Origin of the sequence: Shewanella phaeophyticola (assembly GCF_025398315.1) — a bacterium.
In the GTDB taxonomy this organism is placed as follows: Bacteria; Pseudomonadota; Gammaproteobacteria; order Enterobacterales; family Shewanellaceae; genus Shewanella; species Shewanella phaeophyticola.
This window is the reverse complement of sequence record NZ_JAODOQ010000001.1, coordinates 611,605-635,671: the sequence shown is the minus strand read 5'-3', so window position 1 is coordinate 635,671 and position 24,067 is coordinate 611,605. Positions and strand designations below refer to the sequence as shown.

Annotated in this window: 22 protein-coding genes, 3 pseudogenes and 1 other annotated feature; of the genes and pseudogenes, 7 read left to right on the top strand and 18 right to left on the bottom strand. The window is 41.8% G+C overall.

What is annotated here, in order from left to right; translation table 11 throughout:
• Positions 1 to 295: 295 nt before the first annotated feature.
• The gene (gene slyD, locus N4T56_RS03025; RefSeq protein WP_188925104.1) at positions 296 to 862 is read left to right on the top strand and encodes a peptidylprolyl isomerase; all 567 of its coding nucleotides are present in this window, start codon (positions 296 to 298) and stop codon (positions 860 to 862) included.
• A 231-nt stretch (positions 863 to 1,093) separates the two neighbouring features.
• On the top strand, positions 1,094 to 1,471 hold the full coding sequence (locus N4T56_RS03020; protein WP_261732166.1) for a hypothetical protein: 378 nt from the start codon (positions 1,094 to 1,096) through the stop codon (positions 1,469 to 1,471).
• A gap of 28 nt (positions 1,472 to 1,499) precedes the next feature.
• Here N4T56_RS03020 and trpR read toward each other — a convergent pair whose 3' ends face one another.
• Positions 1,500 to 1,778, bottom strand: coding sequence for a trp operon repressor (gene trpR / locus N4T56_RS03015; RefSeq protein WP_188916755.1), 279 nt, complete (start codon positions 1,776 to 1,778; stop codon positions 1,500 to 1,502).
• Positions 1,779 to 1,998: 220 nt separating this feature from the next.
• Between trpR and N4T56_RS03010 the strand changes: the two genes are divergently transcribed.
• Positions 1,999 to 2,448, top strand: a complete 450-nt coding sequence (locus N4T56_RS03010) for a c-type cytochrome (RefSeq protein WP_188916757.1) — start codon at positions 1,999 to 2,001, stop codon at positions 2,446 to 2,448.
• A gap of 362 nt (positions 2,449 to 2,810) precedes the next feature.
• Here N4T56_RS03010 and N4T56_RS03005 read toward each other — a convergent pair.
• Positions 2,811 to 3,478 (bottom strand): annotated as a pseudogene (locus tag N4T56_RS03005) (cytochrome b/b6 domain-containing protein).
• A 457-nt stretch (positions 3,479 to 3,935) separates the two neighbouring features.
• On the opposite strand from N4T56_RS03005, the gene hpf reads away from it, so the two are divergent.
• On the top strand, positions 3,936 to 4,289 hold the full coding sequence (gene hpf, locus N4T56_RS03000) for a ribosome hibernation-promoting factor, HPF/YfiA family (protein WP_261732165.1): 354 nt from the start codon (positions 3,936 to 3,938) through the stop codon (positions 4,287 to 4,289).
• A gap of 115 nt (positions 4,290 to 4,404) precedes the next feature.
• Positions 4,405 to 4,526 (top strand) — a sequence feature (Phe leader region).
• Between the two features lie 57 nt (positions 4,527 to 4,583).
• A complete protein-coding gene (pheA, locus tag N4T56_RS02995) occupies positions 4,584 to 6,527 on the top strand; it encodes a prephenate dehydratase (RefSeq protein WP_261732164.1) in 1,944 nt (647 codons plus the stop codon).
• A gap of 395 nt (positions 6,528 to 6,922) precedes the next feature.
• Here pheA and N4T56_RS02990 read toward each other — a convergent pair whose 3' ends face one another.
• The 8 genes and pseudogenes from N4T56_RS02990 to ffh all read right to left on the bottom strand — a co-directional run bounded on the left by N4T56_RS02990 (position 6,923) and on the right by ffh (position 14,174).
• Entirely contained in the window at positions 6,923 to 7,270 is a 348-nt protein-coding gene (locus N4T56_RS02990) for a hypothetical protein (RefSeq protein ID WP_261732163.1), read from the bottom strand.
• Positions 7,271 to 7,386: 116 nt separating this feature from the next.
• Positions 7,387 to 8,526 (bottom strand): bifunctional chorismate mutase/prephenate dehydrogenase, encoded by a 1,140-nt coding sequence (gene tyrA, locus N4T56_RS02985; RefSeq protein ID WP_261732162.1) that lies wholly within the window; start codon positions 8,524 to 8,526, stop codon positions 7,387 to 7,389.
• An 11-nt stretch (positions 8,527 to 8,537) separates the two neighbouring features.
• Positions 8,538 to 9,628 (bottom strand): annotated as a pseudogene (locus N4T56_RS02980) (3-deoxy-7-phosphoheptulonate synthase).
• 985 nt (positions 9,629 to 10,613) lie between these two features.
• Positions 10,614 to 10,967 (bottom strand): 50S ribosomal protein L19, encoded by a 354-nt coding sequence (rplS, locus tag N4T56_RS02975; RefSeq protein WP_261732161.1) that lies wholly within the window; start codon positions 10,965 to 10,967, stop codon positions 10,614 to 10,616.
• Between the two features lie 33 nt (positions 10,968 to 11,000).
• Positions 11,001 to 11,748, bottom strand: a pseudogene (gene trmD, locus N4T56_RS02970) (tRNA (guanosine(37)-N1)-methyltransferase TrmD).
• A gap of 15 nt (positions 11,749 to 11,763) precedes the next feature.
• On the bottom strand, positions 11,764 to 12,294 hold the full coding sequence (rimM, locus tag N4T56_RS02965) for a ribosome maturation factor RimM (RefSeq protein ID WP_188916774.1): 531 nt from the start codon (positions 12,292 to 12,294) through the stop codon (positions 11,764 to 11,766).
• Between the two features lie 25 nt (positions 12,295 to 12,319).
• Positions 12,320 to 12,571 (bottom strand): 30S ribosomal protein S16, encoded by a 252-nt coding sequence (gene rpsP, locus N4T56_RS02960; protein ID WP_160053063.1) that lies wholly within the window; start codon positions 12,569 to 12,571, stop codon positions 12,320 to 12,322.
• 229 nt (positions 12,572 to 12,800) lie between these two features.
• Positions 12,801 to 14,174: a signal recognition particle protein gene (gene ffh, locus N4T56_RS02955; RefSeq protein WP_261732160.1), complete on the bottom strand. Its 1,374-nt coding sequence runs from the start codon at positions 14,172 to 14,174 to the stop codon at positions 12,801 to 12,803.
• Positions 14,175 to 14,469: 295 nt separating this feature from the next.
• Here ffh and N4T56_RS02950 point away from each other — a divergent pair, with 295 nt between their 5' ends.
• On the top strand, positions 14,470 to 15,258 hold the full coding sequence (locus tag N4T56_RS02950; protein ID WP_261732159.1) for a cytochrome C assembly family protein: 789 nt from the start codon (positions 14,470 to 14,472) through the stop codon (positions 15,256 to 15,258).
• 150 nt (positions 15,259 to 15,408) lie between these two features.
• Positions 15,409 to 16,695, top strand: a complete 1,287-nt coding sequence (locus N4T56_RS02945; protein ID WP_261732158.1) for an HlyC/CorC family transporter — start codon at positions 15,409 to 15,411, stop codon at positions 16,693 to 16,695.
• 75 nt (positions 16,696 to 16,770) lie between these two features.
• Here the strand turns inward: N4T56_RS02945 and N4T56_RS02940 are convergent, their stop codons facing one another.
• The 8 genes from N4T56_RS02940 to lepA form a co-directional block, all read right to left on the bottom strand.
• Positions 16,771 to 17,292: an Mpo1 family 2-hydroxy fatty acid dioxygenase gene (locus N4T56_RS02940; protein ID WP_261732157.1), complete on the bottom strand. Its 522-nt coding sequence runs from the start codon at positions 17,290 to 17,292 to the stop codon at positions 16,771 to 16,773.
• 127 nt (positions 17,293 to 17,419) lie between these two features.
• Positions 17,420 to 17,800, bottom strand: a complete 381-nt coding sequence (acpS, locus tag N4T56_RS02935) for a holo-ACP synthase (protein ID WP_261732156.1) — start codon at positions 17,798 to 17,800, stop codon at positions 17,420 to 17,422.
• On the bottom strand, positions 17,800 to 18,537 hold the full coding sequence (gene pdxJ, locus N4T56_RS02930; RefSeq protein ID WP_261732155.1) for a pyridoxine 5'-phosphate synthase: 738 nt from the start codon (positions 18,535 to 18,537) through the stop codon (positions 17,800 to 17,802). Before pdxJ ends, acpS begins: the two co-directional genes overlap by 1 nt.
• Before the next feature lie 94 nt (positions 18,538 to 18,631).
• Positions 18,632 to 19,342 (bottom strand): DNA repair protein RecO, encoded by a 711-nt coding sequence (gene recO / locus N4T56_RS02925; protein WP_261732154.1) that lies wholly within the window; start codon positions 19,340 to 19,342, stop codon positions 18,632 to 18,634.
• A 45-nt stretch (positions 19,343 to 19,387) separates the two neighbouring features.
• Positions 19,388 to 20,392, bottom strand: a complete 1,005-nt coding sequence (gene era, locus N4T56_RS02920) for a GTPase Era (protein WP_188916798.1) — start codon at positions 20,390 to 20,392, stop codon at positions 19,388 to 19,390.
• The gene (gene rnc, locus N4T56_RS02915; RefSeq protein ID WP_261732153.1) at positions 20,389 to 21,069 is read right to left on the bottom strand and encodes a ribonuclease III; all 681 of its coding nucleotides are present in this window, start codon (positions 21,067 to 21,069) and stop codon (positions 20,389 to 20,391) included. The genes era and rnc overlap by 4 nt, the downstream gene beginning before the upstream one ends.
• Positions 21,069 to 21,983: a signal peptidase I gene (gene lepB, locus N4T56_RS02910; RefSeq protein WP_261732152.1), complete on the bottom strand. Its 915-nt coding sequence runs from the start codon at positions 21,981 to 21,983 to the stop codon at positions 21,069 to 21,071. Before lepB ends, rnc begins: the two co-directional genes overlap by 1 nt.
• 188 nt (positions 21,984 to 22,171) lie before the next feature.
• Complete coding sequence (gene lepA, locus N4T56_RS02905; RefSeq protein WP_188916804.1) at positions 22,172 to 23,962, bottom strand: translation elongation factor 4; 1,791 nt, start codon at positions 23,960 to 23,962, stop codon at positions 22,172 to 22,174.
• Positions 23,963 to 24,067: the final 105 nt, after the last annotated feature.

Here is a 24,067-nt window from a genome sequence, read left to right as displayed (position 1 = left end):
ACCTACCACAGACTATAAAACCATTTAAATACAGAACTTTAAGCTTACAAACTAATCATTCGTAGGCTTAGGGTTCATCACGTGTTCACTGTGGCATACATTGATTCATCAGTATTTATCTCAAGTTTGGTCAATAACATAAAAAACGTGATTTATTTTCAACATCAACTCAATAAAGGGTTAAACCGCAAACAGAAATTGAAAAGCTGTGATTTAATAAGCAAAAACTGATGTTTGTCATCGCAGCCAACTAATAAAATACGGTATGATGCGCTCAACACCAATTGGAGGCGATATGAAAATTTCAAAACATGCAGCGGTTACCATTCATTACCGCTTGTCTGATGAGCAAGGTGAATTAATTGAAAGTTCATTTGAAGGTGAACCAATGGTTTATCTGCACGGAACCGAAAACTTGATTCCTGGTCTCGAATCAGTTCTAGAAGGTAAAACAGCAGGCGAAAAAGTCGATGCTAACATCCCTGCAGCTCAAGGTTATGGTGAATACCACCCAGGTTTAAAGCAAGAAGTGCCAGTGAGCGCTTTTGGTGACATCGAAGACATTATTCCAGGTATGCGTTTTATTGCTGAAACTGAGCTAGGCCAACGCCCAGTTCAAGTTACTGAAGTTAAAGATGACGTGATTGTTGTTGATGGAAATCACCCGCTAGCAGGTCAATCATTAAACTTTAGCGTTGAAGTTATCGCAGTGCGTGAAGCAACTGCAGAAGAACTTGCACATGGACATATTCATGCTGAAGGCGGTTGTGGTAGCCACGGACATGATCACGACCATGAACACGGTTCTTGCGGTTCAGAGAAACCAGGATGTGATGGTAACGGCGGCTGTGGCTGTCACTAAAAACACATAGACTTAATAATGCTTTTTGCACTCATCAATCAGTAAAAAGCATTAAAATAATTGAAGGCGTTGTCTAAGTTCTAGGCAAGGCCTTTTTTTGCGTTATAATTGAGAGGTAAATCACACTAACTAGTCAGACTTATTGTCGCTACTGTAAAGGATCACGGTGTAGCGAGAATCCTAACTAATTAGCTTTTCATATAATAATTAATACATAGCGACGGAGTGCTTATGTTAATTAAACCAGTATACGAGTTGTTACCTTTTAGCTACATGTTTGTTGGCTCTGTTAGTATTTTTTTACTGGAACCTAGCTATGCGCTTATCGCATCTATTGTGGTGTATTTGTACGGTGCTCACATTTATAACTTACGTTCCAAAAATCGCCGCACAGATCCTAAGAGAAAGCGTAAGTCAGGCGGTATGCCAGAACTGCTTTACGGTCTAATGCCTTTCTTGTATGTATTAACGGCGGTTAGCTTGTATCGGTTTTACCCTAGAGACTCTAGCACTTTGTTTGCATTGTGCTTAATCACTTATGGTGGTTATTTATTTTTACGCCGTTCAAGTTACCGACACCATAAATATCCAAAAGGTATCCGCCAATAAGGCTGTACCGCTATACTCGTTAGGGGCACTAGTCCAAAATTAACTTGCGAACTCTTGCTCTTTGGCTAGCAGGCATGTTTTTTAAATAGTTCGAGCATCGAGTAATCGTCGCGATACTCACTTGATGTTCTGCTGCTATCTGTCTCTGGCTCAACTCACCAGCCAATAACGTTTGAAATACCTGCAAACGACCCGATACCGCACTTCTTTCTTCTTCTGTCAGTAATAATTGAAACAACACTGACAAATCATCCTCATTATTATGAGTGAGTATTTTATCTACAACTAAATTCCAGTTGGCACGCATAATTTTTATTCTCTTTGTAGTAATGCCGAAACAGTACAAGTGTATCAACTTACCTTGGCACTTTGCAAAAGGCTCAAGTGATAAACATCGATAAAACATATCGCAATGTCTTAATAAAATTGTGTAGAATGAATGTGATTGATTGCACGTATACTCATAAAACGAGATATACGTCGTGCTTATGGAACCAGTGCCACTACTGATAAAAAGAAGGATTACAATGAAAAAGTTACTATTGACCGTTGCGGCTACCGCAATACTTATTCCGGCTGCGTTTGCTAATAATTTCGAAAAACCAGCTGATGCGATTGAATATCGTCAATCTGCGTTTGGGTTAATTGCATATAACTTTGGTGATATGGGTGCAATGCTCAAAGGTAAAAAGCCATTTGATGCAAGCGTATTTAGCTCACGTGCTGACAACGTTGCTGCGCTCTCTAAAATACCTCATGAAGGTTTCATTGATGGTACTGATACAGGCGACACCGAAGCATTAGCTAAAATTTGGCAAGATAAAGCAGACTTTGATAGCAAAATGACAGCATTTCAAGATAATGCCGCAGCATTAGCCGTTGCAGCTAAATCAAGTGACAAAAATCAAATCAAACAAGCTTTTGCTAACACCGGTAAAAGCTGTAAAGGTTGTCATGACGTTTACAAAAAAGATTAATACGTACTAGGGTTTGTTGGTCTTTCAAGTTTGTTTTTGCAGCGAATTGTTGGCCATTACTCATATACAACTGCAAGGCAGAGACTTTGAGGTGTAGTTATTCTACATAAAAAGTCGATAACGCAGTAAAAATGGCCAACAAACGCTGCCCGAAGGGTTCGGCTAAAAACGTTTTACTCTTTGTTGAATGATTCTTTGTAAATAAAGAGTTGCTTAGATTGCTAGGCATCAATCCATTCGCCTCGATTAAAACGTTTTTAACTCGAACAAAATTCAAACAGCAAAGATCAACAGCCCCTAGATTAATCTAAAAAAATAAAGCCCGTTATGGGCTTTATTTTTATCATCGCAAAAATGCTGATCTACAAAAAACTCACCACGGGCTCTAACCATAACCACCAAATACCAGCAAACAATACAGCAACGACAACCAAAGCTAACCAAGGTGAACGTAAAGTAGGTGCAGTGACTTTGGCACTCACATACTTATAGCCACTAAACATCGCTTTTACAATATTGTCGCCTTTAACCACATGCAAAATCACTGCTGCAACGTGCAGCACAACTAGCCCTAAAATCACATTGAAATTGGTTTTGTGTAACCAGGTTAACCAACTTGCAGTGTCAGACGACACCAGGTGAATTAACGGCTCTTCAGTAAAAATTTCATCGGTTGCAAATAAACCGGTCGTTAATTGCAACACTAATAAACCAAGCAACGCAAACACCATATAACCACCTAAAGGGTTATGCCCTAATGATGTTGGTTTTGGGTTAGTTAGCGCATAATTGATGACTTTTTTAGGCTACAACAAAGAACTGACTAAATTTAGACGTTTCACTCCCAATAACGCCCCAAATCAATCTAAACAAAATTAGTGTCATTAACACGTAGGCCAATACTTGATGCCATTGCATCTCACCAATGTCAGCGGTGCACCACAAGCCACCTAATAAACCAACCATGAATGCAATGAAATAAACGTGTTGGAAAATCCCATACCTTTATTTTGTGTTGTTCTATACTCATTTATAACTGCCTATATCCATTTACGTAATGAGATGATACCAAATGTCGGCGAGATTTTACGCTTTTAGCAAAAAAGACTAAGGCAGTGTCAAGCATTGCCTAATCGCAATTCACGTAATGGTGAATAAACGTACAAATCATATGATAAACAAAAGAGGATCAACAAGAGGAGTTAGAAGAAACGCAGTAACAGTGCAGATTTGGATAGCTTACCCGACGTTGTAAATAGTGCAATAAATACACAAAAAAGATAATTTAGTATCAACTTATTCATACAAATATGAGCTGTTCTGCAACGTAATACAAGCACATTTTGACACTTTTTAGTTAAAAATGTCTAAGCGATCAAATAAGCGACAGTCGGACGTAAACGCCACCAAAAACGTGATTCAGATCACGCTTTTTATGACTAACCTTGGTAATCTGAAGTTAAGCAAACAACAAGAAGGTTCTAAATATGCTGAAAATCACTAGCAAACAACTTGAAGTCACTGCCCTCATCCGCGAACGTATTGAAGGAAGATTAGAAAAATTATCTCGACACGATATTCAGTTAATTAATCCGCACATTATTATCACCCAAGAAAAGCAGCTGTTTAAAATTGAGGCTTCAGTTGGATTACCTAGTGGGAATTTATTTGCCCAGGCGAAAAGTGAAAACCTATACGCAGCGATTACTGCAATGGGGCAAAAGCTGGAAAAACAGCTAAACCGCCTGACTCACAAACCCCATGCTCAACGACATGTGTCATTACCCAATGACACAGATGACGAGTTTGAGTATGTCTATAAGGAGGAAAACGCAGCTTGATGTTAAATATCTTTCACCCGCGCACCTTCGGGTGCGCTTTCTTTTGCCTGTAATTAAGCCTTGATGAGTAAAATTACATTGACAGGTTAACTCAGTGGCTTTAGTTTTACCCTATGAGCACAAAAATATTTCGCTTTTTTATTTTCTTTTTTATTCAGCCCACTCTCGGAGGCGGATTTTCTGTGTAAAAACGAAAATGAAAATTCAAAAGCCTCCCACTTGGGAGGCTTTTTTGTCTTATAAATACTGTTGTATTCACCATACGTCAGACTGTTGCGTTACATTGAGGTCAATATGCAAAAACCACCAGAGTTAAGTCAAACTCGTGAGCAGATCACAGCACTCGATAAATCATTATTAGAACTGTTATCTAAGCGCCGTCAATTGAGCTTAAATGTCGCCCGCAGTAAAGAAGTTGATGTTAGACCGATACGTGATACCCAAAGAGAAAAAGAACTCCTCGAGCGCTTAGTACAACAAGGGCGTGAACAGGGGCTTGATGCACACTTTGTTATTTCGCTTTACCAAAGCATTATTGAAGACTCTGTACTCTTTCAGCAAACCTACCTACATGGCCGTGCTAACCCGGACACTCAAAAACAACAATATACGGTCGCGTATTTAGGGGCTCGAGGTTCGTATTCATATTTAGCCGCAACTCGTTACTGTTCTCGCCGCCAGGTTGCAATGATCGACTTTGGTTGCCAAAGTTTTGATGACATCGTCAATGCAGTTGAATCAGGTCATGCTGACTATGGCTTTTTACCAATTGAAAATACCTCTTCAGGATCAATCAATGAAGTGTATGACGTACTGCAACACACGACCTTATCCATTGTGGGTGAAACCACCATTGAAGTCGGCCATTGTTTACTGGCAAAGCCCGATAGCAAAATCAGTGATATCAAAACAATTTATGCTCACCCGCAGCCTATTAGTCAATGCAGCCGTTATTTAAGCCAACACCCTCACATCAAACTAGAGTATTGCTCAAGCAGTGCAGAAGCGATGACTAAGGTTATCGAAGCTGATAATAACTCTGTAGCCGCAATAGGTAGCGCTGAAGGCGGTTCACTGTATCAGTTAGTGGCTATCGAAAAAGGCTTAGCTAACCAAAAAATTAACCAAAGTCGCTTTATTGTGGTCGCACGAAAAGCCTCGGCAGTGCCATCACAACTGCCCGCAAAAACCACATTAATTATGGCTACCGGCCAAAAACCGGGGGCTTTGGTCGAAGCCCTGTTAGTGCTAAAAGCACATAACTTAAACATGAGTAAACTTGAGTCACGTCCAATTCCAGGTACACCATGGGAAGAGATGTTTTACATCGACATCGACGGCAACTTAGCCACAACTGAAGTGCAGCAAGCGATTAAAGAGTTAGAGCGATTAACAAGATTTATTAAGGTCTTAGGTTGCTACCCTTGTGAGACAGTCAAACCAACTCAATTGTCTCAAGCTCAATTATTAATTGAACCAGACAGCTCAAAACATATCGCAGCTAAAGTCGTATCAAATAACCAGGACAAACATTCGCGTGATTACAAGTCACAAGACACCCAATTAGTGTGTCAAAACTTGCATATTGGGGCTGGTCAATTTGGCGCGCTACAGCAAATTAACTTACCGATTGATAATACAGAGTTAGCCACCCAAGCAAAGCATATTAAAGAGTCTGGATTTCAGGCCATTGTGCTAAACGATTTAAAAAATCAACTTAATGAACAACAATTAAAATTGCATGCACAAGTTATTGAACAAGCAGGCTTGCTTTGTGTGATGCAAATCGACCAAGAACAAGACTTTGCTTTAGCTAGCCCTATCGCTGATATGTTAATTTTAGCGGGCAAGCAAATGTATAACCCAGACTTATTAGCACTCATCGGCTCGGTTAACTTACCGGTATTACTCGAACGGAATACCATGGCCAGTATTGATGATTGGTTACAAGCCGCTGACACGATTCTTAGCCACGGCAATCAGCAGCTGGGCTTATGTGAGTCTGGTGTTCGAAGCTTTACTCATCCTGAGCAGCTCAGCTTAGATTTAGCAGGTTTAGTTGAAGTTAAATCACGAAGCCATTTACCTGTGATTGTTAATACCAGCTTTAGCATTGATCCAGCACGGTTAACAACCCATGCAAATGCAGTGAAGCAACTTAATGCTGATGGCATTATATTATTAAAACAAGATGGTGAATCTCAAGCAGACCTTATTCATAGCCTATATCAGGCATAGAATGTGTTTAAAGCACCAATAAAAAATGCCGAGATAATTCTCGGCATTTTTATTGTTAAATTGTATTGTTAAGTTATACCAGTCCTTATTAGAATATGATCTATTTTAGGCAGCGTCACAGCCCTAAAGGGCGAATTTATCAGAGTGGTCTTGTTAGCCTTTCTTAACATATGACTGCATGGACGCAGGAGGTAGAGCAACGCAGGAGCAGTTGCCGACGACTGCATGGACGCAGAAGGTAGAGCAACGCAGGAGCAGTTGCCGACGACTGCATGGACGCAGAAGGTAGAGCAACGCAGGAGCAGTTGCCGAGAACGACTTTGTCTTCAAAAGGCTGTCTCGAAAACCTCACTGATAATTTTCGCTAAAAGAGCAAATTCTAATGCGGATTGGTATTAAACCGCTAAACCATCATTTAAACTAATCCAACCTTTAAAGATTCGATAGCTAAACCAAGTCACGCCCATTAGATACATGGGTAAACTTAACCACAGCGGACTCATCCAGTAACCTGCAATAAAAAAGGGGCACAAGCCAATAATACTTGTTCGCTGCCAACGTAAATGACTGCCTAACACTGACTCAGGGTTGACATTCTTTTGGATTAGATTAAACCATAAGCTCAACAATACAGGGACAAAAAATAGTGGAAATGCACTCATTAAACCGTAAAGAAAATGCCCAAGGGAATTGTCTTCAACCTGTTGTTGTACAGGTAGCATATGCGATGGTGTCATCGACATGGTATTCCTCCAAAGGCAAGCTTCCAACATTTAATGAAGCGTAAAATTAATCGGTCTCATTAATAAACATAAGCCTTGTGCCACTATTTGGCAATCATTGAAACGATTAAAAAAGATTAACCTGCTTTCATATCATTGACCGACTGTAACATGGCTCGGCTTTCATGTTGGAACTGAGGCGCAAAATCACCAAACCATTTTGCGACTCGCTGAAACTGAGTCACAAACTCTTGACGATTACCGGCCTTAAGCATGGTAAGTGCATCACGATAATTATCTAAATAATCACTGATCGCGTGCTGGCTACCGGGTTGGGCAAATATAATATCGGCATAAAGCTCAGGGTCTTGAGCAAATAACCTACCAACCATAGCCAGTTCTAAGCGATAAATAGGCGAGCTAAATTGCAATAAGCTTTCTATGTCGGCTTCTTCTTTACACAGATTTAAACCGTAAACAAACGTTGAAAAGTGACGCATAGCCTGTACCAATTGCATCGCTTTATCATGACGCTCAGCTTCAGCCTCAACAATACGTGCGCCCCAAATTTCCATTTGTTGCAATAGCCATTGATACGCTTGCGGTTCGCGCCCATGACACACCACCACGACTTGTTTAGCAAGACTCCCTACATCAGAGCCAAACATTGGGTGTAACCCCACTACAGGCACTTTGTGAGCATCAAGCATTGCAGCCAAAGGCTTCTGCTTAATCGAGGTTAAGTCCGCTAAAATGCAGTGCTCTGGTAACTGAGTTAATTTGTCGGCGATAACTTCACAGGTCACATTAATCGGTACAGTCACAATCACTAAACCCGCACCATCAAAAATAGCATCGGCATTTTGCCAATCATTTTTATCAATGCTGTTAACCTTATAACCCGACAATGTCAGCATTTGAGTGAATAATTGTCCTAGCTTACCTTCACCACCCACGATAACAACATGACCTAAATCTTGTTTAACCTGCTTAAAACCAACATCTTTTTCATTAAGATAAGATTCGCGCATTAATCGACGTAAAATATCTTCAATTAATTGCGGCGATACATTGATGTTTTCAGCTTCGGCACGGCGCTTAGCTAGCATAGATGCTTCACGCTGGGGGGCATAAATAGGTACACCAGCCGCATGCTTTACCGCCCCAACCTGTGCGACTAAATCAAGACGCTTGCGTAATAAGTGTAACAGTTGCTGATCAACACCATCAATTAAATCACGTAGGTTCTCAAGATCTGCTGTAGTCTTTTCGTTCATTTTGTTATTCATTAACCGTTGGCAACCTGCAGTAAATCAAACCGTGTCGGTAATACTGCAGACAATTGGTTAGCGCCTTGTCTTAAAATCGTTTCAGTCGTATCCCAATCAATGCAAGCATCTGTTACAGAAACCCCGTATTTAAGCTCTGCTAACGGCTTATCTGAGCTCTGATTTCCTTCATTGAGGTTACTTTCAAGCATAACACCAATAATCGATTTATTGCCCGCTTCAATTTGGTTAAATACATCTTCACAAACATTTTTTTGACGTAAATGATCTTTAGACGAATTTCCATGGCTGCAATCAACCACCAAACGCGCGCTGAGTTTTGCTTTGTGAATTTGTGCTTCACTTTCAGCCACGCTGGCGGCGTCATAATTAGGTGCAGCCCCCCACGTAGAATGATGTGGCCATCTGGATTACCCGCAGTTTGCAATAAAGCCACCTGACCTTCTTGGTTAATCCCCATGAAACGATGGCTACTGGCTGCTGATTTTAATGCATTAATTGCCACTTCTAACTTGCCGTCAGTACCATTTTTAAAACCAACAGGCATCGATAATCCTGATGCCATTTCACGGTGGGTTTGTGACTCGGTAGTACGCGCACCGATGGCTGACCAGGTCACCAGTTCTGAGACATACTGTGGGCTAATAGGGTCTAGCGCTTCAGTGGCAATGGGTAATTCAAGTTCAGCTAACCAAATCATGAGTTTACGCGCCATTCTTAAGCCTTTTTCAACATCAAATGATTCGTCCATATCAGGGTCGTTAATCAAACCTTTCCAGCCAACGGTTGTGCGTGGTTTTTCAAAGTAAACACGCATAAGGATGTAAAAATCATCACTGAGCTCGTCATGAAGCTTTTTAAGTTTTAATGCATATTCTTTTGCGGCATCAATATCGTGAATTGAACAAGGACCAGTAACGACTAACACTCGGTTATCACGCTTATGAACGATATCAGCTACCTGTTTACGGGCATTGAGGATGTATTGGTATGCATGAGTCGACAACGGTAATTCTTGCTTTAATTCTGCAGGAGTCACTAATACTTGTTCTGAACTTATGTGGACATTATTGATGGTATCTTGCTGCATGCTTATCACTCTCTTATGACTTCAGGCCTAAGGCCACACGTAAATTGATATTTGGTTAACCTAGCGTATTTTTGTAACGCTACACCATTACACCTTGTGAGCAACTATGCCTGCGCTCGAGTCGGAGATCAAGGCTTATTTAAGTAAAAAAGTAAAATTGTTGAGATGGCAGATAATTTGATGAATATAAACTGTTTAAAATATCAAAAAATCGCTTTTATACTGATTTGAAAGTGGATTGTTGGTGGTTTATACCAATCCTTATTAGAATATGAACTGCATGGATGCAAGAGGTAGAGCAACACAGGAGCAGTTGCCGACGACTGCATGGATGCAGGAGATAGAGCAACGCAGGAGCAGTTGCCGACGACTGCATGGATGCAGGAGATAGAGCAACGCAGGAGCAGTTGCCGACGACTGCATGGATGCAGGAGATAGAGCAACGCAGGAGCAGTTGCCGACGACTGCATGGATGCAGGAGATAGAGCAACGCAGGAGCAGTTGCCGACGACTGCATGGATGCAGGAGATAGAGCAACGCAGGAGCAGTTGCCGAGAACGACGATGTCTTCAAAAGGCTGCCTCGAATACCTCACTGATCATTTTCGCTAAAAGAGCAAATTCTAATACCAATTCCACTAATTATCTGGTCATTCAGCGGTAATTCTGTGCCTTCTAGGCAAGTAATAGGATTGTAGGCATAGTTGCTCTACGTCAAAATACTATTAAGCAGCATAGAAGGCACAGAAACCCGCCTTGCTGGAGGCGCTCAGACTGTCCATTTCTTTGTTGCATTGCCTTAGAAGGGAATAACCATTATTTCAACAATGCGCCTCAAACTGAACAGTCTGAGCGACTCTGATTGGTCACATAATTAATGGAAATGGTATAATGCGGATTGCTATTAATTATGAGCCAGAAACAAAAACCCGCCTTTCGGCGGGTTGTTGTGCGAACACTGCATCTTTATTCTGTATCGGTAACTATTACTTAGCTGCCAATTTTTCACGGATACGTGCAGACTTACCTGAACGCTCACGTAAATAGTACAGTTTAGCACGACGTACACGACCGCGACGCTTAACTTCGATGCTAGCAATTAATGGGCTGTGCGTTTGGAAAGCACGCTCAACACCTTCGCCATTAGAGATTTTGCGAACGGTGAATGCTGAGTGCAAACCACGGTTACGCTTAGCGATAACTACACCTTCAAAAGCCTGAAGACGTTCTTTCTCACCTTCTTTAACACGAACTTGAACCACTACTGTATCACCAGCACCGAATTCAGGTACGTCTGTTTTCATTTGCTCATCGTTGAGCATTTTAATGATATTGTTCATAACTACTCCGTTCTAGAATTAACTGAGCATTGACTATGCGGACTTGTCCGTTTCATTCACGAACTGCGCTAATAAAGTCGTTTGTTCGTCAGTCAGAGCTAGATTTTCAAATAATTCTGGTCGTCTCAAAAAAGTTCTTCCGATACTTTGTTGCAAACGCCAGAGTCTAATTTTTTCGTGGTCACCGCTTAACAACACTGCCGGTACATCCATACCATCCAATTGTTCAGGGCGTGTGTAATGAGGACAATCCAGTAAGCCATCAGAGAAAGAATCTTGCTCTGCTGACGCTTGCTTACCAAGTACACCCGGTACTAAGCGAGCCACTGAATCGATTAATGTCATTGCCGGTAACTCGCCACCCGAGAGTACGTAATCACCAATCGACCATTCTTCATCCACTTCCGTTTGAATAATGCGTTCATCAACACCTTCGTATCGACCACACACTAAAATCATTCGGTCTGATTTAGCCAACTCAGTCACGCCACGCTGATCCAGCTTGCGTCCTTGAGGCGACAAATAAATCACTTTTGCCCCATCACCAGCAGCCGCTTTAGCTGCATGGATGGCATCGCGTAAAGGTTGCACCATCATTAACATTCCTGAAGCCACCACCATAAGGACGGTCATCCACAGTATTGTGTTCATCATGGGTGAAATCACGAGGATTCCACGTTTGCACCTCTAGCAGTCCGTTTTTCACGGCTCGACCCGTAACACCAAAGTCTGTAACAGCACGAAACATCTCTGGAAACAGGGTGATTACCCCTAACCACATATGTTGCACCTCGACTTAGAAGTCAGGATCCCAATCCACTAAAATCTGTTTCCCTTGCACATCCACCTGTTTGACGAATTGCTCGGGGACAAAGGGGATCATACGTTCCGCTTTGCCGAAGGCATCTTTGGCGTTAGCTTTAACCAACAATACGTCGTTTGATCCTGTTTCCACGATCTGATCAACAATACCCATGTTATAGCCGTTTATATTGGTTACTTCACAGCCGATAAGATCACGGTGATAAAATTCATCATCAGCGAGCTCTTTCATTTGTTCCGGCAAAATCGCAATCTCACAATTTGTGAGCATTTGCGCATGCTCTCGTGTAGTCACACCCTCAAGTTCAGCCACAAGTGCCTTACCCTGAAAACGCCACTGCGCAACCTTAACTTCACGCCACACGCCTTGCTCTTTAATCAACCAAGGCGAATAATCGAAAATACCTTCAACAGAATCGGCATAGGAAGTGATTTTTAGCCAACCTTTAATACCATGACTGGATCCTAATTTACCCAGTACGATTGGCTGTTGGTTATCGCTCATCTATCTATACCTTTTAAATACGCAATTAAGCAGCAGCTTTACGCGCGTCTTTGATCAGTTTTGCAACACGCTCAGATGTTGCAGCGCCAGTAGCAACCCAGTGCTCAACACGATCAAGATCTAAACGTAAAGTTTCTTCTTGGCCACGAGCCAATGGATTGAAAAAACCAACACGTTCGATGAAACGACCGTCACGAGCATTGCGGCTATCAGCAACAACGATATTGTAAAATGGACGCTTTTTTGCGCCGCCACGAGCTAAACGAATGGTAACCATGCGTTTTATTCCTCTAATGATTTGCTAGAAGCAAAAATAAAAACTGGAACTCCGTGTTCGCGAAGAGTCCCAGAAAGAAAGCCGGAAGATTTTACCTGACTTTTGAACTATTGCAACCAAATCTGATGTTTTTTAGTTCACCGACTTTGTTGCCTTAATGTCAAAGATATAACCTAACCGACTGATGTATGAATTAATTAACTGCGTTTATGCTTAAAAGATGACTTAATTATCTTCCAGGAAACTTCATTCCAGGAGGTAACATTCCGCTCATTCCGCGCATCATCTTCTTCATGCCACCCTTTGCAGACATCTTTTTCATCATTTTCTGCATTTGGGTAAACTGCTTTAATAAACGGTTAACGTCTTGGATTTGAGTGCCAGAACCTAATGCGATTCGGCGTTTACGAGAGCCTTTGATCAAATCTGGATTTTTACGCTCTTTGGCTGTCATCGAATTAATGATGGCTTCCATTTGGCCAGTCATTTTTCCGTCTTGAACTTGAGCCAGGGCTTCTGGTGGTAATTGACCCACACCAGGTAATTTTTCCAGCATGTTCATCATGCCGCCCATGTTTTTCATTTGCTGTAATTGCTCACGAAAATCTTCAAGATCAAAACCGCCACCTGATTTAACTTTAGAAGCGAGCTTCATGGCTTTGTCTTTGTCGACGCCGCGCTCAACTTCTTCAATCAGTGACAATACGTCACCCATGCCTAGAATGCGTGATGCAATACGATCTGGGTGGAATGGTTCTAGTGCGTCAGTTTTTTCACCGACACCTAAAAACTTAATAGGCTTGCCCGTAATGTTACGAATTGATAACGCAGCACCGCCACGAGCATCACCGTCAACCTTGGTCAAAATAACACCGGTTAGAGGTAACGCTTCGTTAAATGCTTTAGCTGTATTAGCCGCATCTTGTACCGTCATTGCATCAACAACAAATAACGTTTCTACAGGGTTAACCGTTGCGTGCAGCGCCTTGATTTCGTCCATCATGGCTTCATCAACGTGCAAACGACCTGCGGTATCGACAATCACCACATCAATAAATTTCAGCTTAGCATGGCTAATGGCCGCTTTAGCGATATCGACCGGCTTTTGGCTTACGTCAGATGGGAAGAATTCAACATCGACTTCTGTCGCGAGGGTTTCTAGCTGTTTAATTGCCGCAGGGCGATATACGTCAGCACTCACCACTAACACCGATTTTTTATGGCGTGTACGCAGCAATTTACCTAGTTTAGCAACAGAGGTGGTTTTACCCGCACCTTGTAAACCGGCCATCATAATCACAGCTGGCGGTGTTGCAGCTAAATCTAAGGCTTCGTTTGCCTCGCCCATGGCTCTTTCAAGCTCACTTTGAACGATTTTGATAAAAGCTTGCCCAGGGCTTAAGCTTTTTGACACCTCTTGACCCACAGCGCGTTCTTTTACGCTGTTGACGAATTCTCTAACAACAGGTAAAGCGACATCTGCTTCAAGCAGCGCCATACGCACTTCACGCAGGGTTTCTTTAATGTTGTCTTCTGTTAAGCGACCACGGCCACTAATATTTTTTAGTGTGCGTGACAGTCTGTCGGATAAATTCTCAAACATTGATCAGCTCTTTTAAGCATATCGATAATTGTGGCTATTATACCCAAGCCACTCTAAATTACGATACTTGCGACCACAAGAACGCCAACTGATATCGTGTTTACGTAAATTATTTGCCGCTAAGGGTAAGATACTGTTAAATTTTGAGCCTCAGGTCACTGCCATAATAGGCTCTGTTCATGTTAATCTAAGACAAATAATGGGATTACAGTTTCTGATCGCTATTTTATTGCTTTTATTAATTCATATACTGTTTTCAACGACGCGTTCACCACTTTGATAGGTTGATTTTAAAATGGTTATTTTTTCAGCTGCAGCGATGTTTTTTTATTGTGTCGCATTAATTTTGGTCACCAGTAGGCTGTTTCATGCCCAAGGTCCAAACCGTAAAGCGGTCATGGTCGCGTCTAGCATTGCCGTCGTGCTTCATGGCTTTGCACTGTCTAACGCTATTTTTACCCTCGATGGACAAAATTTCAGCCTAACGAATGTTATCTCATTGGTTAACTGGATTATCGCGCTTGCATTTACCATCACCATGCCACGCCTTAAAGTGATTGTTGTGGTACCTGTAGTTTATGCCTGCTCGGTATTGTCGGTTGCCCTACTCTGGCTATTGCCGCCGCAGTTTATTACTCACTTTGATTTACATCCTGAACTACTCGCCCACGTCGTATTGTCATTGATGGCATATAGCGCCATGATGATTGCAGCGTTATACGCCATTCAACTTTGGTTTATTCAAAACAAACTTAAAAAGAAACAATTGATGATGAGCCCTGCAATGCCACCGTTAATGACGGTAGAAAAGCAGCTTTATCATCTGATTATTATTGGCTTTGTATTATTAAGCTTGTCGTTAATCACTGGTTTTGTGTTTTTAGAAGATATGTTTGTTGACGGTAAAGGCCATAAAGCCGTGCTCTCAATGGTTGCTTGGGTCGTTTATGCCATTATGTTGTGGCAACAATATACCGTAGGCTGTAGAATCCGTACCGCGGTTATCTACAGTTTATCTGGCGCAGGGTTGCTTTCATTAGCCTACTTTGGCGCAAGGATTGTTAAAGAGCTGATATTAAACTAATTAAGCTATTTAATATTGAGATAACCACTCGCATCTCATTGAATCATCAATAAGATAACTTGACACTAACAGCCATTCATAAATAATGGCTGTTAGGATTATATACATTGGTGTTTTTCACTAATTTTACTGTACTTTAATGGGCCTTTTTTGGACGCTATATCTACCAGCGCACTCCTTATTTTTCTTTTCGTATTGATTGTGATTTCTGCCTACTTCTCTGGTTCTGAAACGGCAATGATGAGCCTGAACCGATACCGCTTACGGCATCTTGCTGGTAATGGACACAAAGGTGCTCAACGTGCGTTAAAGATGCTTGACCGCCCCGACAGACTCATTGGTTTAATTCTTATTGGTAATAACCTTGTCAACATTTTGGCCTCTGCAATTGCGACCATTGTAGGGATGCGTTTGTTTGGCGATATGGGAGTTGCAATTGCAACTGGTGTGCTTACCCTTGTGGTATTAGTCTTTGCTGAAGTGACGCCAAAAACCTTTGCGGCATTGCATCCAGAACGTATCGCGTTTCCATCTAGTATTTTATTAGGTTGGTTATTAGTACTGTTGTCGCCATTAGTTAAGGTAATCAATTTAATTACCTCGGGCTTTTTACGCTTAATGGGCATTAAAACAGTAAAAACCAGTGATGCACTTAGCCAGGAAGAATTACGCACTGTAGTGCATGAAGCTGGTGCCCTCATCCCTCAGCGTCACCAAGAGATGCTGTTGTCTATTCTTGATTTAGAAAAAGTCACCGTTGAAGATATTATGATTTCGCGTGCTGACATCTACGCCATTAACGTTAGTGATGATTTTAAGCTCATTAATAAAATGGTTATACAAAGCCCTCACACCCGCGTACTGGTGTACCGTGACAATATTGACGATGCTGTAGGCTTTATTCATTTGCGTGATGCTCTGCGCTTACAGTCTAAAGAACAATTCAGTAAATCATCTTTGTTGCGCGCCGTAAAAGAGCTGTACTTCATTCCAGAAGGCACACCGTTAAACGTGCAGTTATCTAACTTTCAGCATAATAAAGAGCGTATTGGCTTAGTGGTTGATGAGTATGGTGATATTCAAGGTCTAGTAACCTTAGAAGACATTTTAGAAGAAATTGTCGGTGACTTTACCACTTCAATGATCACGACCCCGAGTGAAGACATTAACATACAACAAGATGGCAGTTTCTTGATTGATGCGACCATTAACATCCGTGACCTCAATAAAGAAATGAAATGGAACCTACCCATCGATGGTCCTAAAACATTAAATGGTTTAATCATCGAGTTCCTTGAAGACATTCCTGCTGCCAGCACCAGTTTACATATTGCCGGGTATCAAATTGAAGTCGTAGAAGTTGCTGACAATATGATTAAAGCCGTCAGGGTGTTACCTGGCAACCTCGACGTTATTGTAGAAGATGACGATGAATAACCATTTTTATCGTCAAACTTAACCCAGTAAAACCCAAAAGGCGCTTAATGCGCCTTTTGTTTTATTAAGTTCAAACTAGCCACGAAGTTTAGCTTCAAGTGCGCGACGCTTATCGCGTGCAATCGGTTTAATCTCAGCTTCTAAGTTTTTCTCCCAGCCAAACATAAAGTACAACTCCGCCATAAGAAAAAACGGACCAATTAATAACTGATTTAAGTCGTCCATAAAAGCAGGTTTGGCTTTTTCATATTTATGGCCAACAAACTGAATAACCCAACCAATCACAAAAATACTAATCGCAATGACAAAGGGATGTGCGCTATGCACTACCCGTTCAGTGGTATACAAAACCGGTAAAATAAACAGTACTAGGCCTAATGCAAGACGGACATGTAGCATCATATAATAAGCTAGCACAACGACGGTGACGACCATTGCCAAACTGATCTGATAATCTTGCCACGCGACTCTTAGCGTGCCTAACATTAAAAACGCAGACCAAATAATCATAGGAACCCCAATAAAATGGGTGCGAATATTGTTAGGGTTTAAGTGGACACTTTTATAGGTTGATAATTGCTCTACCGCCGATTTCATTTTGAGTCTCGTTATATTAATTGTTGTTATCTTGTTAATTTAACCTAGTTTAGCTGCTTTTAAAAGGCACAAAAAAAGGCGCTAATGCGCCTTTAATCAAATAATCAAGATGGCAGAGTAAAGCGGTTTAGGTTTCTAGCACCACTGTAGCAACCGCATAATGTTGCTCATCTGCAATGCTAATAAAGCCTTTACTACCGCCAAGTTGTACTAATCGCGCCTGTGCGCCATCAGAAAAACGAATAACTGGGGCACCATTAGCATCATTATCAATATGAATATGCTGAAACGACACTCCTCGGCCAATGCCCGTGCCTAATGCTTTGGCAGCGGCTTCTTTTGCGGCAAATCGCTTTGCTAAAAAACGCTCTGCTTGCGTAGACTGCAGGTATATCGCCAGTTCAGACACAGTCAGTACCCGCTTAGCTAATCTGTCGCCTAAACGTTCACGCTGCTCATGTATCCGCGCTATCTCAACAATATCGGTACCAATCCCAACGATTGCCATTACTCGCCTCTGCGGCCTTCTAACATCAGCTTTTTCATATCACGCACGGCGGTTTCTAAGCCGTCAATCGCAGCTCGCGCTATCACGGCATGGCCGATATTAAGCTCGTATAATTCCGGAATGGCCGCGATAGCTTTAACATTATGATAATGCAGACCATGGCCAGCATTCACCACTAAACCTTTACTGTGCGCATATTTAGCCATTTCAGTAATGCGGGCTAACTCTTGGGCTTGTTCTGCATCGGTATGTGCATCTGCATAACAGCCTGTGTGAATTTCGATGTACGGAGCACCAACAGCCACCGCGGCATCAATTTGGGCTTTATCTGCATCAATAAATAACGACACGTTAATCCCCTCTGCGGCTAAACGAGTCACAGCAGAGGAAATTTTGTCTAATTGCCCGGCAACATCTAAACCACCTTCAGTGGTGAGCTCTTCGCGTTTTTCAGGAACTAAACAGGCATATGCGGGTTTAATTTCGCAAGCGATAGCAATCATTTCTTCGGTAACAGCAAACTCAAAATTCATACGGGTTTTAAGGGTTTTAGCTAATAAGTAAACATCGCGGTCTTGAATATGACGACGGTCTTCACGCAAATGAATCGTAATACCATCGGCACCGGCATGTTCAGCTACTGCTGCTGCATGTATTGGATCAGGGTAGTTAGTGCCACGAGCCTGACGCAATGTAGCAATGTGATCGATGTTAATACCTAATAGAATTCCGCTCACACCGAGCTCCTTAAAATTAATAAACGAAGAGATAAGCTTAGAGTTAACTTGTACAAAATGAATTGTACTTGGTTAATGCCATAATACGAAAAGCTTATTGCGCATTTTTGGTAAATAACTGCCGACTTAACAGCGGCTTGTTACCCAGTAAAGGGGTTAATAAATAACGCATCAAACCTTTAGCTTGATTAAGGTGCTCTGTTTGCAATTGCTGTGTGGCTAATGCTGTTAACATTGCACCGCTTAACTGGCCTTTACCATTCGTAAAACCTTCTTTATGTTGTACCACAGGTAAAAAACCACTTTCGGCGACAAAGCGATAGTGACAATCGGTAGCTAATGCATGACCCAATGTGTCATAACTTAGTGAGGGAAAAGCGCCTAATTCAAGCAACAATGCCATTTCAAAATAACGTAAGTGACTAGAGCAAAAACCTTTGGCAAGTGACATCAGTGCGCGGTGATAATCTATAAATAACCCTTCAGCTTGATGTTCTACTGACAACAGTCGCACCAATAACTCATTTAAATAAAAGCCAGAATACAAACTATTGCCCACTAACGGCATTGCAGGAGCTGCAGCTTCGATTTGAGTAATGTTTTTTAAACCGAGATTTTTGGCTTCTGATTGGGCACTGAACTGAATAATGAGAGGTTGAAAAGGTTGTAAAATACTTTTGATTGAGCGCTTACCTGTGCCAACCCGTGTTATAGCATCGACACGGCCAACGCCTTCTATCAATAAATTGACAATCACACTCGATTCGCGAAAAGGACGGTGATGTAATACATAGCCACGTTTCATGGTGGCCATGCCTACAACATAACGCTAAACAGCAAGGTTGGCGACTTAGTCTTCGCCATAACCTAAGCTTCTTAGGGCGCGCTCATCATCAGCCCAGCCAGACTTCACTTTTACCCACACTTCAAGAAATACTTTATTGTCGAATAGGGTTTCCATATCAAGACGTGACTGGGTAGCGATCGTGCGAATACGCTCACCTTTATTACCAATTACCATACGTTTTTGACCATCACGTTCAACGAGGATCAGCGCATTAATTTGATAAACACCGTTATCCATCATTTTAAATTGCTCAATCTCAACGGTCGCATCGTATGGCAGCTCGTCACCTAAAAAGCGCATGAGCTTTTCACGGACAATTTCAGAGGCCATAAAACGCTGTGAGCGGTCAGTAACATAGTCTTCAGGGAAGTAAAATGGCGCTTCAGGTAACGACTCGCGCGCCATATCTAAAATACGCTGAACGTTAGTGCCTTTGCTTGCTGATATTGGCAATATTTCGTCAAAGTCGAACTTTTTCGCTAATTCAGTTAAATATGGGAACAAGGACTCTTTATCTTTGATGTTATCAACTTTGTTGATGGCTAAGATAATTTTACGATCGTCATTACGGTGTTGAAGCTTTTGTAATACCATATCGTCGTCAGCAGTCCAGGTCATGCCGTCGACCACAAAGATAACCATGGCAACATCGGCTAACGAACTCGCTGCTGCGCGGTTCATTAAGCGGTTAATGGCACGTTTTTCTTCAATGTGTAAACCGGGTGTATCAATAAACACAATTTGTTGAGCGCCATCGGTATGGATCCCCATAATACGGTGACGCGTCGTTTGCGGTTTTTTAGAGGTGATACTGACTTTTTGACCAAGCAACTTGTTCAATAATGTCGATTTACCCACATTTGGCCGACCGACAATCGCCACCATGCCACAATAAGTGACATCATATTGTGCGGCGGCAGTTGGCGCTGCTTGGTTCATCCTTGCCAGCAGTTCATCTAAGCTAGGTTCTTGTTCAGTACCCGCTGGCAAGTCTGTTTTTTTGGTCATTTATTCAGTAACTCCAATACCTGAGCAGCAGCAAGCTGTTCAGCTTTTCTTCTAGAACTTGCCACACCAGTGACAACCTCGTTTAATTCACTAATTTTGCATTCAACGGTAAAGGTTTGATCATGCGCTTCACCTTCAACGGCCACAACTTGATAGTCTGGTAATGGTTTTTTAAACCCTTGAAGATGTTCTTGTAATATCGTTTTAGGATCTTTTTGATTAATTCCTGGCTTTATTTTAGCTAAACGTTCGGCATACCAAGTCAGTAATAACTTACGACAGACCTCAAGGTCGGCATCAAGGTATATGGCGCCAATAATAGCTTCTACGGCATCCGCTAAAATGGATTCACGTCTAAAGCCACCACTTTTTAACTCACCAGAGCATAAATATAAGTAATCACCCAGTTTAAACTCTTTTGCAATTAAGGTGAGCGTGTCACCTTTCACCAAGGTGGCGCGCATACGACTTAAGTCGCCTTCAGTGGCTTTGGGAAACTGGTGATATAACGCATCAGAAATGACTATCGATAAAATCGAATCACCTAAAAATTCTAAACGTTCATTATGCTTATTTGCTGCACTGCGATGTGTTAACGCCTGTGTCAACAACTCAATGTTGTTAAACTCATACCCTAAAGTGCGGCTTAAACGCGGCAAATTTTTTATGGGTTCCATCAATGTATTCCACCTGCTCTTTCAAAACGCACACCAGTAGGAGTCCAAGTGGGTAGCCAATCATTAGGGCTGCGTTCAAATTCAAAACTAATCCAAATAGCAACCGCTTTACCTACGAGGTTTTCTTCAGGTACAAATCCCCAAAAACGGCTGTCAGTACTATTATCTCGGTTATCGCCCATGGCAAAATACATACCTTGGGGCACCAAAAACTCACCCGCAGGCATGCTTGGTTGAGGATAAAAATGTTGTCTAAAATCAGGGCGTGATGGGTTAATTAAAATATCATGATTAACCTCACCTAATTGCTCATTTAAGCGGATCAATGGCACGTCATTTTGGCTAAACTCACCGCGGTTAAGCTCTGTATGTTCAATCAATTTTGGCTCGGCACAATCTTTGCCCGTATCACACGCTTCTTGAATCATTAACTGTTTATTACGGTAAATAATCTTGTCGCCTGGCAGACCTACAACCCGCTTAATATAGTCAATTTTCGGGTTTTCAGGGTATTTGAATACAAATACATCACCGCGCTCAGGCTCGCCAGTTTCAACTAATTTACTGCGCCATACCGGATCGCGTAAACCATAGCTGAATTTCTCAACCAAAATAAAGTCACCCACTAACAGTGTAGGCATCATTGAGCCAGATGGGATTTGAAATGGCTCATAAATAAACGAACGTAATATCATCACAAACGCGATAACAGGAAAAATAGAATGGGCGGTTTCGACTAAAATGGGTTCACGAACGATTTTGTCAATGGCATCTTCGCTTAACTCACTTGCATTGGCTTGAGCTAACACGAGCTTCTCACGGCGTTTCGGCGCAAAAAAGACCACATCAATTAACCAGATAAGACCACTACCTAAGGTTACGAGCACTAGAATAAGCGAAAAATAGGCTGCCATTACTGATTTATCTCCTGCAGGATGTTGGTGTTTGCATTGCTCGGGCTAATTACCCAATGTTACTCAATCCAGTATGGTGATTCACTTGCAAACATTCACCCTGTTGAGTGTTACAAAATATATAGTAAAAATAACGATAACGCCGCAATACGCGGCGTTATTAGAAAAACTAAATCAATTAATTATTATTAATCGTTTAATTTAAGTACCGCTAAGAATGCTTCTTGTGGCACTTCAACGTTACCGACTTGCTTCATGCGCTTTTTACCTTCTTTCTGCTTATTAAGCAGTTTCTTCTTACGCGACACGTCGCCACCATAACATTTAGCTGTGACGTCTTTACGTAATGCTTTAATGGTTGAGCGAGCAATAATCTGGCTACCAACAGCAGCCTGAATCGCGATATCAAACATTTGGCGCGGGATTAACTCTTTCATTTTTTCAACAAGTGCTAAACCACGGTGACGAATGTTAGAGCGGTGAATAATCATCGCTAACGCATCAACACGATCGCCGTTGATCAAAATATCTAAACGCACCATGTCGGCAGCATCAAAACGAATAAAGTTGTACTCAAGTGATGCATAACCACGACTGGTTGATTTTAGACGGTCAAAGAAGTCCATAACCACTTCAGCCATTGGCAAGTGATACGTCACGGCCACCTGATTACCGTGATACACCATATTGGTTTGCGAGCCACGTTTTTCAACACAAAGCGTGATCACATTACCTAAGTACTCTTTAGGCACCAAGATGTTGGCTTCAACGATTGGCTCACGCAGTTCTTCAATATTGTTCAGTGCAGGTAAATCCGATGGATTATCAACATAAACGATATCGCCGTTGGTCATCACGACTTCGTAGACTACGGTAGGCGCTGTAGTGATTAAATCAAGGTTATACTCACGCTCTAGACGCTCTTGAACAATCTCCATGTGGAGTAAGCCCAAGTAACCAATACGGAAACCAAAACCAAGTGCACTTGATGTTTCAGGTTCAAAAAACAGTGATGCATCATTTAAGCTTAACTTGTTTAGCGCATCGCGAAAGTTTTCGTATTCATCAGTAGAGATTGGGAAAACACCCGCATAAACCTGTGGCGTAACCTTTTGGAAACCAGGTAACGGCTTTTCAGCGCCATTTTTAGCATGGGTTAAGGTGTCACCTACAGGTGCACCATGGATTTCTTTAATGCCAGAAATCACATAACCTACTTCACCAGCTCGTAGCTCAGGTTCATCTTGCTGTTTAGGCGTAAAAATACCTACACGGTCTGCGTTGTAGTTTTGGCCGGTCGACATCACTTTAAATTTGTCGCCTTTCTTTAATACGCCGTGCTTAATGCGTACTAACGACACTACACCTAGGTATGCGTCAAACCATGAATCGATAATTAAGGCTTGTAAAGGGGCGTTCTCATCACCTTCAGGTGGAGGAATCTTAGCGATAATTTCTTCTAAAACTAAATCAACACCAATACCGGTTTTAGCTGAACAACGCACAGCATCCTTGGCATCAATACCAACAATGTCTTCAATTTCTGCGGCAACACGCTCAGGTTCGGCTTGCGGTAAGTCGATTTTGTTGAGGACGGGTACAACATCTAGATTCATGTCTAGTGCGGTGTAACAGTTCGCTAATGTTTGCGCTTCAACACCTTGACCAGCATCAACCACTAATAATGCACCTTCACAGGCAGCAAGCGAACGTGATACTTCATAAGAGAAGTCAACGTGGCCTGGAGTGTCAATAAAGTTTAATTGGTAGGTATTACCATCTTTTGCATGGTAATCAAGTGTTACGCTTTGGGCTTTAATCGTAATGCCACGCTCACGTTCTAGATCCATTGAATCTAAAACCTGTGCAGCCATTTCACGGTCAGTTAAGCCGCCACATACCTGGATCAGGCGATCGGATAAAGTTGATTTACCATGGTCGATATGGGCAATAATCGAGAAGTTTCTAATGTGTTTCATTATGCTGCAATGACTACTACTAAATTTGATTAAAATTAAGGTGGCAAATTGTACCTGATTAGGGTGGCAATACCAATCAGATTCAGCAATAGTCTCTATTTTGCT